Annotated in this window: 13 protein-coding genes and 1 pseudogene; 8 read left to right on the top strand and 6 right to left on the bottom strand. The window is 43.4% G+C overall.

Translation table 11 applies throughout. The annotated features are described in order from the left end of the window. Positions 1-13 precede the first annotated feature (13 nt). The 7 genes and pseudogenes from gatC to CH373_RS18560 form a co-directional block, all read left to right on the top strand. On the top strand, positions 14-304 hold the full coding sequence (gene gatC / locus CH373_RS05705; RefSeq protein WP_100713128.1) for an Asp-tRNA(Asn)/Glu-tRNA(Gln) amidotransferase subunit GatC: 291 nt from the start codon (positions 14-16) through the stop codon (positions 302-304). Continuing rightward, entirely contained in the window at positions 301-1764 is a 1464-nt protein-coding gene (gene gatA, locus CH373_RS05710; RefSeq protein ID WP_100713129.1) for an Asp-tRNA(Asn)/Glu-tRNA(Gln) amidotransferase subunit GatA, read from the top strand. The genes gatC and gatA overlap by 4 nt, the downstream gene beginning before the upstream one ends. After that, on the top strand, positions 1761-2528 hold the full coding sequence (hisF, locus tag CH373_RS05715; RefSeq protein ID WP_100713130.1) for an imidazole glycerol phosphate synthase subunit HisF: 768 nt from the start codon (positions 1761-1763) through the stop codon (positions 2526-2528). Before gatA ends, hisF begins: the two co-directional genes overlap by 4 nt. 42 nt (positions 2529-2570) lie before the next feature. Next, the gene (locus tag CH373_RS05720) at positions 2571-3848 is read left to right on the top strand and encodes a DUF4349 domain-containing protein (RefSeq protein ID WP_100713131.1); all 1278 of its coding nucleotides are present in this window, start codon (positions 2571-2573) and stop codon (positions 3846-3848) included. Continuing rightward, positions 3845-4513 (top strand): DUF4349 domain-containing protein, encoded by a 669-nt coding sequence (locus CH373_RS05725; RefSeq protein ID WP_100713132.1) that lies wholly within the window; start codon positions 3845-3847, stop codon positions 4511-4513. The genes CH373_RS05720 and CH373_RS05725 overlap by 4 nt, the downstream gene beginning before the upstream one ends. Before the next feature lies 1 nt (position 4514). Then, a complete protein-coding gene (locus CH373_RS05730; protein WP_100713133.1) occupies positions 4515-5027 on the top strand; it encodes a hypothetical protein in 513 nt (170 codons plus the stop codon). A 12-nt stretch (positions 5028-5039) separates the two neighbouring features. Further along, positions 5040-5174 (top strand): annotated as a pseudogene (locus tag CH373_RS18560) (type II toxin-antitoxin system HicA family toxin); the annotation flags it as partial. Here CH373_RS18560 and CH373_RS05735 read toward each other — a convergent pair. The 6 genes from CH373_RS05735 to folD all read right to left on the bottom strand — a co-directional run bounded on the left by CH373_RS05735 (position 5171) and on the right by folD (position 11613). Beyond that, the gene (locus CH373_RS05735) at positions 5171-6310 is read right to left on the bottom strand and encodes a hypothetical protein (protein ID WP_100713134.1); all 1140 of its coding nucleotides are present in this window, start codon (positions 6308-6310) and stop codon (positions 5171-5173) included. The pseudogene CH373_RS18560 and the gene CH373_RS05735 sit on opposite strands and share 4 nt — an antisense overlap. A gap of 44 nt (positions 6311-6354) precedes the next feature. After that, complete coding sequence (locus tag CH373_RS05740) at positions 6355-7491, bottom strand: esterase/lipase family protein (protein ID WP_100713135.1); 1137 nt, start codon at positions 7489-7491, stop codon at positions 6355-6357. A gap of 112 nt (positions 7492-7603) precedes the next feature. Then, on the bottom strand, positions 7604-8356 hold the full coding sequence (rlmB, locus tag CH373_RS05745) for a 23S rRNA (guanosine(2251)-2'-O)-methyltransferase RlmB (protein ID WP_165778787.1): 753 nt from the start codon (positions 8354-8356) through the stop codon (positions 7604-7606). Then, positions 8341-9780: a cysteine--tRNA ligase gene (gene cysS / locus CH373_RS05750; RefSeq protein WP_100713137.1), complete on the bottom strand. Its 1440-nt coding sequence runs from the start codon at positions 9778-9780 to the stop codon at positions 8341-8343. Before cysS ends, rlmB begins: the two co-directional genes overlap by 16 nt. After that, positions 9777-10742 carry an acetylxylan esterase gene (locus tag CH373_RS05755; RefSeq protein WP_100713138.1) on the bottom strand — a complete coding sequence of 322 codons (966 nt, stop codon included), beginning with the start codon at positions 10740-10742 and terminating at the stop codon, positions 9777-9779. Before CH373_RS05755 ends, cysS begins: the two co-directional genes overlap by 4 nt. 16 nt (positions 10743-10758) lie before the next feature. Then, positions 10759-11613, bottom strand: a complete 855-nt coding sequence (folD, locus tag CH373_RS05760; protein ID WP_100713139.1) for a bifunctional methylenetetrahydrofolate dehydrogenase/methenyltetrahydrofolate cyclohydrolase FolD — start codon at positions 11611-11613, stop codon at positions 10759-10761. A gap of 80 nt (positions 11614-11693) precedes the next feature. Here folD and asnS point away from each other — a divergent pair, with 80 nt between their 5' ends. Beyond that, positions 11694-13001: an asparagine--tRNA ligase gene (gene asnS / locus CH373_RS05765; RefSeq protein WP_100713140.1), complete on the top strand. Its 1308-nt coding sequence runs from the start codon at positions 11694-11696 to the stop codon at positions 12999-13001. Positions 13002-13065: the final 64 nt, after the last annotated feature.

The following is a 13065-nucleotide window of genomic DNA, read 5'->3' on the forward strand; positions in this document are numbered from 1 at the left end:
GAGATGCTACCCAATGAATCTAAACGAAGATTCGCTGAACAAAATCGCTGAGCTTGCTAGATTAAAGATTTCTAAAGAAGAAGTCGGATCTTTTCTGGGAGATTTTAATAAAGTACTAAATTACGTGGATACGATTAAGGAGTTGGACGTTAGTTCCATTTCCGAAGATGATTTGATACCGAATCATGAAAATTCATTTCGTCCTGATGCAATTCAGGAGGGTTTAACTCGAAAGGAAATCGAATCCTTTGCTCCTACTTTTCAAAACGGATATTTTATCGTTCCTAAGGTGATCGAGACATGAAATCTCTTTGGAAATTGAAGTATTCGGAAATCAAAAAAGGTTTAAATTCGGGGGAATTTACTCCGACTGAAGTTGCGAAGTCGCTCATCGAAAGGATAGAAACTTTTGATTCTAAAGTGCAAGCATTCCTGGCCCTGGAAAAGGATTCTATCTTAAAGGCGGCGGAAGAAAGTACGCAACGAAGAAAATCCGGCAAGGCGCTTTCTGAATTTGACGGAATTCCGATCGGAATCAAAGATAATATTTGTATCAAAGATACAATCACGTCTTGCGCTTCCAAGATATTAGAAAATTATAAATCACCTTTTTCGGCTACCGTGGTCGAGAGACTGTTAGCAAAGGGATTTGTACTATTTCCTAGGGCGAATATGGACGAGTTCGCGATGGGTTCTTCCACTGAAAATTCTGCCTATCAAGTAACCAAAAATCCGTTCGATATTTCTAGAATTCCCGGTGGATCTTCGGGAGGATCTGCAGCCGCGGTTGCGGCTTCCATGGTTCCGGTGGCTTTGGGATCCGATACCGGAGGATCGATTCGTCAGCCGGCTTCTCTCTGCGGGATATTCGGATTGAAGCCTACTTACGGAACTGTTTCTAGATACGGTCTGGTTGCTTACGCATCTAGCTTGGACCAAATCGGGCCGCTTTCGAACGATATCCAAGGAGTGATCGATATTCATTCCATCATTTCTGGAAAAGATTCGAAAGATGCGACTTCCAGAAATCTGTCTCACTTTGAGCCTAATCAGTTGCCAGCATTAGATATTTCTAAACTTCGGATCGGAGTAATGAAACTAGGTCCTGAAATAGAGCCGGACGTTGCCAGCGCTTATCAATCTACGTTAAAAGAATTGGAAGCAAAGGGAGCCAAGCTCATAGAATTGGATTTTTCTAAATTGAGCTATTCGATTCCGATCTACTATATTATCGCGACTGCGGAATGTTCCTCTAACTTGTCCAGATTCGATGGAATCAGATTCGGTGTCAGAAAGGATCCTACCGGAAAGCTGGAAGACTTGTTTGTAGCGAGTCGCAGTGAAGGATTCGGCAAGGAAGTAAAAAGGAGAATTCTACTCGGTACATTCTCGCTATCTGCAGGATATTACGACGCTTATTACGGAAGGGCGCAGAAGGCAAGGGCTTTAATCCGTAAAGAGTACGAAGGATTCTTTACCAAGGTAGACTTGATTTTACAGCCAACTTCTCCGACCACAGCGTTTAAAGTGGGAGAAAAGACCGGAGATCCGATCCAAATGTATAAGGCGGATATTTTGACTACTTCGGTCAATCTTGCTGGAGTTCCTGCGCTTTCCCTACCGATTGGAAAGGACTCCAAAGGATTGCCGATTGGTTTGCAGGTCACCGCATCCGAATTAGGCGAAGCTAAGATTTTTGCCTTAGCAAAAGAGCTGTCTTCCTGGGATCAAACGAAAGTGGAGTTACCCGAAAAGATAGGATGAGCGAGCTAACCGCAAGAATCATTCCTTGCTTGGATATCAAGGCGGGGAGAGTCGTAAAGGGTGTACAATTCGTAAACCTGGTGGATGCAGGAGATCCTGTGGAATCCGCCATCGCGTATGAACAGAGTCTTGCGGATGAACTTTGCTTTTTGGACATTACTGCGTCTAGCGATAAAAGAGAGATCCTCATTCACCTCGTGGAAGAAATTGCAGAAAGGATCTTTATTCCGTTTACTGTTGGCGGAGGGATTCGTTCTTTAGAGGACGTAAAGGCAGTACTCGAAAAAGGCGCGGATAAGGTTTCGATCAACACTGCGGCTTTCCAGGACTCGGACTTATTGTTAGCTTCTTCGGAGATTTACGGTTCTCAGTGTATTGTATGCGCGATCGATGTCAAATTTCATAAAGAAAGGAATCGATACGAAGTATATCTTCACGGGGGACGAACCGAAACCGGAAGAGAGGCATTGGATTGGGGAAAAGAGGCCCAGGAAAAAGGGGCAGGGGAAATTTTGCTGACCTCGATGGACCGAGATGGAACCAGGAACGGTTTCGATGTGCAACTTTTGAAATTATTTTCTTCCAACCTAGAGGTTCCAATTATCGCCAGTGGCGGAGCGGGGAATCCGGAGCACATGGTAGAGGCGATTCTCAGGGGAAAAGCCGACGCAGTGCTCGCGGCTTCCATCTTCCATTTTGGGGAATTCACCATTCGAGAGACCAAAGAAAATCTGAGAGAAATGGGTATAAAAGTAAGACTTTAAACTGCTTTACCTTTTGGAAGAATCTTCTACAAAAGGTGTCCCATGAAGAAACTTGTCGTAACTTCGACATTCCTTGTTAGTCTTGCACTTCTAGTACAGTGCAGTGCTAGTCCTTTATTCCGTGAAAAATACTCTGAAGAGAGTTCTCCCGAGGGAGTTTCCGACTCTACTGGATCATCGCGCGGAGGATATTACAAGCCCGGTGCCGACTCTCGCAAGCGCGCCACGTCTGCCGATGGAAAAGCTAGTAGTAAGGGTAGAAATATAGACGCTTTGACGACTGATGGCGAAGCTCCTCCTCCACCGAAACCAAAGGAAAAAGAGAGACTGGTGATTTATATGGGGGAGCTCACAATTGTGGTCTCTGATCCAGAATCGGTTCTTGACAAGGTGACCAAGGCAACCGTTCAGCTCGGTGGGTTTATCGAAAAAGCGGAGAGCTCAATCGAAGATAGAAGAATGCGAATCGTAGTCCGAGTTCCGGTCAAGGATTTCGACAAGGCTTTACTCCAGTTTGCAAAATACGGAGACGTGATTTCTAGAAATATTTCGGCGAGCGATGTTACGAAAGAATTCCAAGACACTTCCACCCGATTGAAGTCTTCGGAAAAAGCAAGAGATCGTTTGTATGTTCTGCTTAAAAGAACCGCGAGCGTTCAAGAAAGAGTAAAAATTCTAAAAGAGATCGTAAGGCTCACGGAAGAAATCGACGGTCTTGTCGCGAGGATTTCCTACCTTCGGACGAGAGCCGACCTATCTACGATTACTCTGCTTTTGCAAACAAAACCTGCGGAAAGGTTGGATTTGTTTGAACCTTCTCCTTTTGCCTGGATTTCGAGCATAAGTCCGACTTCTAGAACATTGAGATCGACCGGAAGATTTACATTAGAAATTCCTAAAGGATTTTTTGATTACGCGGATGATTTTCTTCCTGGGTTGTTCAGCGAACCGAAATCTGATATTCTCGCGGTAGCTCCGGATAACACTCGCATTCGGGTCGGAATGACGGAAAACTATCCGAGTGGGGATTTAACTTTCTGGGGTAAGGCGTTAGAAATAGAAATGAAGCGAAGAGGGTTCAAAATCGTAGAATCAAAGCCTAATTTTGGAAAGCAATCCGCGCGTTTTATGAAGGTGGAAATTCGAAACGGTTTAGACATCAACTATTACTTTCTGTTAGTGCACGTTTCCGGAAAGAGAATACATGTCGCCGAGGCTTTTTTCCCGACTGCAGATTCTCTTAAGCAACATGAAGCTTCCGTAATGCAATCCTTTCAGACATTGGAAATGTCAGATCCTATATTGAGTTGGGCACTATGAAATATCTATCAATATTCCGACCTAAATTTCAAATCGCTTTGGCGATTGTTCTAGTTTCTCTTGGTTTTTTAGCTCCGCTTTTTAACGGTGCACTGCTTTCGCAAGACTCTGCTTCTAAGGACACGAGTTCGAAAAAGGAAGAAACGATAGAAGCCACCTTGATTGTAAAATCTGTAAGACCAGAGCAGATTCGGGACAAATTCCTTTCTTATGTGAAAGAGAAGGGCGGCTGGCTTATCCGAATGAGCAATCAGGATGTTACGGTGAGTGTCCCTGTGGATATTCCGCTGGAAGATGTACTTGGTGTTGCGGCCGGTGATGGACTAGTGATCCAAAGAAATATCGTGAGAACCAATGTCGGAGGGGAGATGACCGACCTCCGAGCAAAAATCGGAGCCAAGAGAAAGCATTTAGAGCAACTTTACAAGTTGCTGGACGAAAGCGAATTCGTACAAATTTTGGAAGTGGAAACGGAGATCAACGATACTGTCGACGAATTAGAAGAACTGCAAGGAGAGTTGAATTACTACAGTGAAATGGCAGCAAACATTCGTTGCAACCTAAGCTTTAGATTGATTGCTCCTCAGCAAATGACTCCGAAAAAGCCAGTGGAATTCCCATGGATGCAGATCCGGAATATAGAATCTTTACTGGAGAGATTTTGAAATGAAAAGAATATTGAAAAATTATAATATATCTTATGCTTTTCAAAGAGTGCGATTCATCTTGCTTTATTTAGTCGTTCTTGCTGCGTTAGTGCAGTGCGCTTCGTTCTCACTCGATACCCCCGAGGGATTTGCACAATATCCAGACAATGGTTGGTCTAAATGGAGATCTATCTCTCCGGATGGAGTCAGAGTTCTCGTAGAAAAAGTTCCCAACGAACCCCAATCGGACCTGTCCCTCTGGTCTCAATCCATGAAGCTGCATATGGAGCAGCAGGGATATAAATTATTAAAAGAAGAAGGCATCAAGACCTCTTCTGGACTGGACGGAAAACAATTTCTATCGGTGTATCGTCACGGGAATCGAGACTACCAATATTTTGCCGCTTTCTTTGTGAAAGGAAAATCTATTTATGTAATAGAAGCCACTGGTCCGTATGATTCTTTCGAATCCAGAAAAGAACAATTGCAAAAGGCGATACGTAGCTTCGAGCCAAAGTTTAGCTTATTTTAGGAAGGAAGCCACGTTAAGTTTGTTAAAATAGTTGGTTCGGATACGCTAACTGCCATTGTTCCTAATCACAAAGAACTAGCAATAGGTACACCTCGAAGCATTCTGAGGCAAGACAGGATTTCTGCGGAGGAATTCGAAAATCTTTAACCTAAAGCAGTTTTACAACTTCCACCGAGCAAACAATTCCAGAGCCACAAATGACCGTCGAATCCGAGAATCAAGATAGAAATCAGCTGAAGAGGAGAGGTGACGATATCCAAAGGAACTGAGATCGGATATAAAAGAGCGTACCAACCTCCTCCAGATTTAGGAATTCGGGATAGATTCAGTGGCTCGGCTCTAAATATGACACCATCTAAATAGTTAGGCGGAAGAGTTTTGATTCGATAGATTTTGCTTTCTAATTTCCAGGTTGAAGATTTAGGATCAAATTTTTCCTGAAGAACTGCGAAAGTCCTTTCACTTTTCGGAAGCTGGAGCTTTCGAATTTCAAGATATTCTAAATCCTTTTTTGAAATTTGATCCATTGTCAACCAAAGAGGTTCACCATCGGCTTTTCTATATAAACTCCGGGGACCATTTCCGAATCGGATCACCTGATTCGAATCTAGTAACAATCCCAGATGAAGATTGTATCCTTCGTAGAACAGAAATGCGGAAGTTACATTCTTCCCTTCCAGAAATCGAAGGGAAGGAGGCGAAATCCTGACTTTTTTGCGCTGGTCGTACAGCGCGCGACCGAATTGATCCGGATCTGGAAAAGGATTCATATCCGAAATTAACCCAGATTTTCGTGTCAGAAACAGATCCAACTCTCTGATCCAAATCCCGTTGGACAACTCTGGAATTTCTTCTAATTCGAATTTCAATTTCGGCGTAAGATCTACTTCTGTACAGTGGTCCGAGTCAGGTCTCAGGTACAGTTCTATTTGCCGTGGATAAAATCCGTTATCACCAGATCGGATCGGAATACAGATCGTCTTTTCGGCAAAGGATTGGATTCCGTCTTGCTCTAAGTTGTACCTTCCTGTCTTTACTAAAAAAACGAATGCGTTCTTAGAAAGATAGAATTCCTTGATTTCCAGGATTTGTTCTTTTAGAAATGGCGCAGTATCTTGCGCGTATTGGCCTGCCCAGTACTGCCTGCTCATCACAGAGGTTGTAAAACATCCTTCTAAGCAGATCCAAAAGAATACGAACAGAGGAAAGAAAACAGTTCGTACAAAATTTCCGGAAGTAACAGTTTGATTGGAAATTTCCACCATGGAGAAATATTGCAGCATTTAGCTATGCAGCAAAAAAGTGGTTTCCTAGAATTATGATTTTATTATAGACCATCTATATACCCAATCACAGTAGTAAAATGATTCGTAGCATTTGTGGTATTCGAATTTCTGAAGGAAAGCTGTGCGTGGTCAAAGGTGGTTGCAAAAGCCCTTGCCCCAAAACGACCGTTCATGTGACCGGAAGTTGTAGTCACGATTCCATCCGTGGCCCCAAAAGAAGGACTCCCTCCATTCAGAAAAGTGCACCCGGAAGTGTAAATGGCAGTGCTGTCCATATCATTACATGCCATGTCTCCGTAGTACGCGGATACTTTTCCGTCCTTGGAGCTTTGCGCGATTAAGTTTTCTAGATAAAAGTTTTGTGCGCCGGAAATAATTTCCGCCAATGGCACAACCGTAGCTCCTGCGACCAATCCTCCATTCGTATAGGCGAGGTTCCCGCCTCCTTCGGTTCCTGTCATAAATCCGACTAGCTGACTTAACACGGATAAATTGGAAGACTGGTAAGAACTGGAAGCGAAAGGTGAACCATAATAAGGAGTTCCTAAGGAAACTACATTGTCGATGATATCTACGACATTGTTCGTATGGTACAGGCCAGATCTTGTTACGAGTCCTCCCATCGAATGTGCTAGGATGATTACTGTATCCGTAGAACTGAAATACAAGTTTAAAGTATCGATGAATCTTCTGCCGTTATTCTCCACAAAGTCGGAGGTGCGATAGGTAAAAACATAGATCTCGTAGGTTTGTACGCTTGCGACATTCGTATTCACCATCCCTAATGCTTGTCCCCAGGTACCGAGAAGATTGCTCACTTTCGTAAATTTGTCTGTGGGGGGGAGGTTATTTCTCTCCAAGAAGTCCCATCCGTGAACCAAAACCAATTTCTTCATTGAGTTGTTTCGATTGAAGTAAGGATCTGCAAACTGATCTGCATTGATCGAACTCGCAGGTTGGCCATTAATCGGGATGTATCGATAGAGCGCGTGATTTTGTTCTGCGAAATAGGCGAGAGTAATATAATCTGTATATTTTTCCAAAAAGGATTTATGCTCTGGAGGCTTTAAGTGCTTTTTAAAATCTTCCCAATTTTGGCATTGGTTCAAAACCGTTAGGTTAATAATCAATAAAATAATTCCAAGATAGCTAGAGTTAGGTCGCTTGTATCTATTCATATTGGGAAAAGAATGTATCTAGTAGAATAAATCCGCAAGCAGTAAATTTGCGGACAGAAATTACGCTGGTGAGGAAAGAAAAATTAATCCGACAAAGGCCGTTGATTTGGACTTAGGCTCGATTCTTAAGTCGATCCAGTATAATCCCAGTAGCTACTGTAACATTTAACGAAGAGATATGACCGTGCAATGGGATTCGTAATACAAAATCAGATTTCTCCAGCAAAATTCTTTTTGCTCCTTCTCCTTCGTTTCCAACGATGATCGCCAACTCTTCCCAAGGTGGGAGTTTGGACCAATCTTCCTCTCCTTTATCCGAAGTGGATGCGATCCAGAATCCTTTCTTTTGGAGCTTTTCCAGTACCTGGGCCAAATTTCCGACTCTGAATACTTTTAGGTAAGCTAACGCTCCTGAGGCGATCTTTTCGACTAACGGAGTTATGCCGGCGGATTCCCTTTCCGGGATCAGAATTGTCTCTACGCCGAAGCATTCTGCGGTTCTTAGGATATTTCCTAGATTTCCCGGATCCTGGATTCTGTCTAGAATCAAGACTGGTCCTTTACAAGTTTCTAAATGTTCTTCAAAGGATTTGCGATCTCCCTTGTGCAAAAGAGTACGCAATGCAACGATCCCCTGGTGATTTGCACCCGAAGAAAGTTGGTCGAGTTTGGAAATGGAAACTTCGTTTACCTTTACGGATTTGGGAAGCCTGGATAATAAATCTTTGATTTCTTTACTAGGGCTAGACTTGATCCAGATTTCCTGGATGGGAAATTCTTCCTCTGAATTGTAGGAACTTTCCAGAATTTCGGAAACATTCCTTTTCCCGAATATATAGTCCGAGCGAGCTATTTTCTCCTCCAGCGGAGACCGTCTTTCGTATCTTCGAGTACAATTCCCATTGATTGCAATTGGTCTCGGATCTGGTCAGCTTTTGCAAAGTCCTTGTTCTTTCTGGCTTCTTGTCTTTGAAGCACTAGATCGTCTATATGTTCGTCTGCAGAAATTTCTTCTTTTTGAAAATGGAGAACTCCCAAAATGGAATCGATTCTGCGAAGGAACTCCAGAGATTGCTGAAGATTTTCTTTTTTCCATTCACCCGAATCCAGAGCGGAGTTGATTCTCTTGATCGCGTCAAACGAATTCGCTAAAAACTTGGAAATGTTTAAATCGTCCGCGAGTGAATCCAGACACTCTTCCCACCAGTTCTGAAATTCTCCACCCAGGTCAATCGATTGGATTGGCGCCTTTACTTGAAACTTTTCTAATTCTTCTAGAAGACGATCTATGCAGTTTTGAAATCTTGCTACGGAGGTTTTCGCCTCTTCCAATCTGGAGATCGAAAAGTTTAACTTAGTCCGATAGTGGGAAGAAATCAGCAAATATCGGATCGATTTTGCGTGAGAAACTATTTCAGAAGGTTTCACTTTTTCTAATAAATCTCTGAGAGTAAAAAAGTTTCCCTTGCTCTTGGACATTTTTTCTCCGTCGACTAACAAGTGTTCGGAGTGAAGCCAATATTTTACGAAGGATTCTCCCGGATAGGCGCCTTCGCTCTGTGCGACCTCGTTTTCATGGTGCGGAAATAGAAGGTCGACCCCACCAGTATGAATGTCCACACCGGAATGATAGACGTCTCGAATCATGGCGGAACATTCCAAGTGCCAGCCTGGACGCCCTTTTCCTAGAGAAGTATCCCAAGAATGTTCCCCTTCCTGCTTAGGATATTTCCAAAGTACAAAGTCTCGAACATCATCTTTTTCGTATTCATCCGTATCGTATCTAGTTCCGGATTTCATCCCGGTGATATCGATTTTAGAAAGCTTTCCATATCCTTTGAATTTGGAAATCGAGTAGTAGAGACTTCCGTCTTTTTCGTAAACAAAGCCGTTATCTTGAAGTCTACGGATCATTTCTACCATGGATTCAATGGACTCTGTGGCTCTAGGATAATGTTCCAGAGGTTCTATGTTTAAAGTATGAATGTCTTCTTGGAATGCTTTGATCCAGGGTGCAGTAAATTCTTGGATCGTAAGCTTTTGAGCGATCGAATCCCGAATGATCTTGTCATCGATATCGGTGATGTTCATGGTCATATCTACTCGATAGCCGAGAGCTTTTAAGGATCTTCGCAATAAGTCTACGAATAAGAATGCTCTCAAGTTTCCGATATGAGCAAAGTTATATACGGTCGGACCGCAGGAATATACCGTTACCTTGTTAGGATCAGAAGGAGTGAATGTTTCCTTTTTTCCAGAAAGAGAATTGTGAAATCGGACCTCCCTCATTCCGGAAATAAGATTTCCTTTGCAAATTCCAGGTTCACGGAATTCTGTTTGTCGCCTATAATTCCTGCGTGGTTTCCTTCGGTCGGATATACCTGCATTCTCTTGTCGCAAACCAAATGATTAAATAGTGCGAATACCGATTTAGGATGAGAGACTCTATCTTCCATTCCTACCGAAACCATCGTAGGAATCTTTATCTTTTTGGCAAAGTATAGGGAATCGAAGTAAGAAAGGTTTTTCTTATATGCCGATTTTTTACTTTTCGAATTTGCTAGTTGGTCGTTGATCTCTTTGGTCCAGCTCATTCCCAATTTCAATTGGTTGTCGTCGATGTGGCAAAAATTAGGAGTTTCTAATATAAGAGCTTTTACCCTGCTGGAAAAAGCCGCACCAAAAAGTGCCAAAGAAGCCCCCAACGATTTTCCGGCTAGGATAATCTTGTCTCCATCTATCCCGTCTGTTAGGCGAATGAATTCTATCGTACGGAGTACATCCAAATACATTCCTTTTAAGAAGAATGAATCTCTGTTATCCAATCCGCTCCGGAAATAGCCAGGCGTCCAATCCGGATCAGGAATTTCTCCTTCTTTGAGAACCGGACGAATTAATTGGGAAGCGTGACCTCTTAAGTCCAGGATGAGCTGCGCGATTCCGGCCTCGGTAAATCCTTTCATTATTTGTGGTCTGTCTTTCGCATAATCGTGAAAGTACGCTATGACCGGAAGATCCCCTCTTTTTCTCGGGATCACCAAACTGCCTGTAAGGGTGATTCCTCTGTAGGATTGAAAGGAGATATCGTAGATGGTTTCTTTTAGAATCGTGCCTTTGAGAAGTGCTTTCGTCTGGTTTTTGATCGGAAAGCCTTTCAGCTCCTTGATGGATTCGGACCAGAATTCTTCCAAATCTGCAGGGGGAGAAAACGGCGGATAGGTCTGAAAGCACTCGTCAAAACTGATAGCCATTAGAGATACATGGTTTTCATTTTAGCGGCGGTGTAAAGTGATCTTTTGCAGAATACAAAGTCTGCAAGAGCAGGACTGCAATCGTCATGGGACCGACCCCGCCTGGGACAGGAGTATAGTAAGAAGATTTTTCCCAGGCTTTGGAGATTTCTATATCTCCGACATTGCCAGGATTATAACCTGCATCCAATAAAATCGCACCTGGCTTGATCCAATCCGATTTGATAAACTCTGGCTTTCCTACCGCACCGACGACGATATCTGCCTGACGGACTACCTCGGACAAATTCTGGGTTCTGGAATGGCAAATGGTAACAGTGGCATTCATTTCGGAAAGAAGCATAGCCATTGGCTTTCCTAAAATTGCAGACCTTCCTACGACGACGGCCGATTTTCCTTCCGGATTGATTCCGTATTCTTTGAGTAAAAGTACCATTCCGTAGGGAGTGCAGGGGAGATAGGTTTCTACGCCCATGGAAAGTTTTCCAAAGGAGAGTGTCGTAACTCCGTCGACGTCTTTTTTTAAATCGATCGCATCAAATGCGGCTCTTTCATCGATTTGCGGCGGGCAAGGGTGTTGCAGAAGGATTCCGTGGGTGTCCGAATCTTGATTCAGTCTGCGGATTACTTGAAGTAGTTCCTGCGTGCTCGTAGTTTCCGGGAGCTCGATTTTCTCGGAAATCATTCCAACGGAATGACAAGCCTTGACCTTCATCGCTACATAGGTTTCCGAGGCCGGATTGTTTCCGACCAAGATCGTAGCCAACTTGGGAGGTTTTTTCCCAGAGGAAACCATTTTGGATATTTCCTGGGAAATGGAATCTTTGATTTTTTGAGAGAGTTTTTTTCCATCCAGTAAGATCGGAGCCATAGAATCAGGATTTTACTTATAGCATGGATGTCATTCGAAAATAATCCTTTCACACAATACGATGGAACTAAAATACGTTTATGTCCGAGGCAAAGACGATTACTTTAAACGAACTATCCGAGAATGTAGGGAAACGGGTTCAGGTCCGAGGTTGGGTGCACGGAATCCGAGGAAGCAATGCCAGACAATTTTTGAGCCTTAGAGAGAGCGGGAAAATTATACAGGTACTCGCTGAAAAGGAATTGTTAAGTGAAGAATCCTTTCAGGAAATTAAACACTTAAAACAGGAAACTTCAATTGAGATCCTCGGAACTTTGGCGAAAAACGAAAAGTCTCCGATAGGGTACGAACTGGTTCTGGAATCTTACAAAATCGTCGGACATTCTGAAAATTATCCGATCACTCCGAAAGAGCACGGAATCGACTTTTTACTTTCTCAAAGGCACCTTTGGCTCAGATCCAGCAAACAACTTTCTATATTAAGAGTTCGTAATGAGCTTAGCTTTCAGATCAGAAAGTATTTTTACGAGAATCAGTTCACACTGATCGACACCCCTATTTTGACAGGTTCGATCGGTGAATCTGCGGGCACTCTATTTTCTACCAAATATTTTGATCTCGGAGACGCCTACCTTGCGCAAACTGGCCAGTTGTACTTAGAGACCGCCATTTTTGCGCACAGCAAGGTGTATTGTTTTGGTCCGACATTTCGTGCGGAGAAAAGCAAGACTAGAAGACATCTCACTGAGTTTTGGATGTTCGAGGCAGAGGTAGCATTCGCAGACCATAACCAAAACTTAATATTGCAGGAAGATTTTGTAAAGACTGTAGTAAAAGCGACAGTTGCAGCCTGCAGGAACGATCTAAAGGTTTTAGAAAGAGATCCTGAGCCACTTTTGGCTTATATGGATCGACCCTTTGCAAGGATCGATTACAATCACGCGTTGGAATTCCTACAATCGAAAGGGGAGGATATCGTCTGGGGAGACGATATCAACGCGGAAAGGGAACAAATGCTTACCACGGAACATGGTGGACCGGTTTTCATCGAAAAATATCCGAGGGAAGCAAAAGCATTTTACATGAAGGTAAATCCTGAGAACCCTAAAACGGTACTGAACGCGGATTTGATCGCACCGGACGGAGTCGGAGAAATCATCGGAGGATCCGAGAGAGAAGAAAGCTATCAGAATATTGTGCAAAGACTGAAAGAGGAGAATCTTCCTTTGGAATCTTACGAATGGTACTTGGAACTTCGAAAGTACGGGTCGGTACCGCATTCCGGATTCGGACTAGGATTGGAAAGATTGATCGCCTGGATCTGCGGACTTCAGCATGTCCGAGAATGCATACCATTTCCTCGTATGATGGAAAGATTGTATCCGTAGTAGGAACGAACATGCGGGGATAGGGCCCCGCCCTGGTTGGGTGGGGGCCGGAGCGTCAGCGGTG

The sequence above is a fragment of the Leptospira perolatii genome (assembly GCF_002811875.1).
In the GTDB taxonomy this organism is placed as follows: Bacteria; Spirochaetota; Leptospiria; order Leptospirales; family Leptospiraceae; genus Leptospira_B; species Leptospira_B perolatii.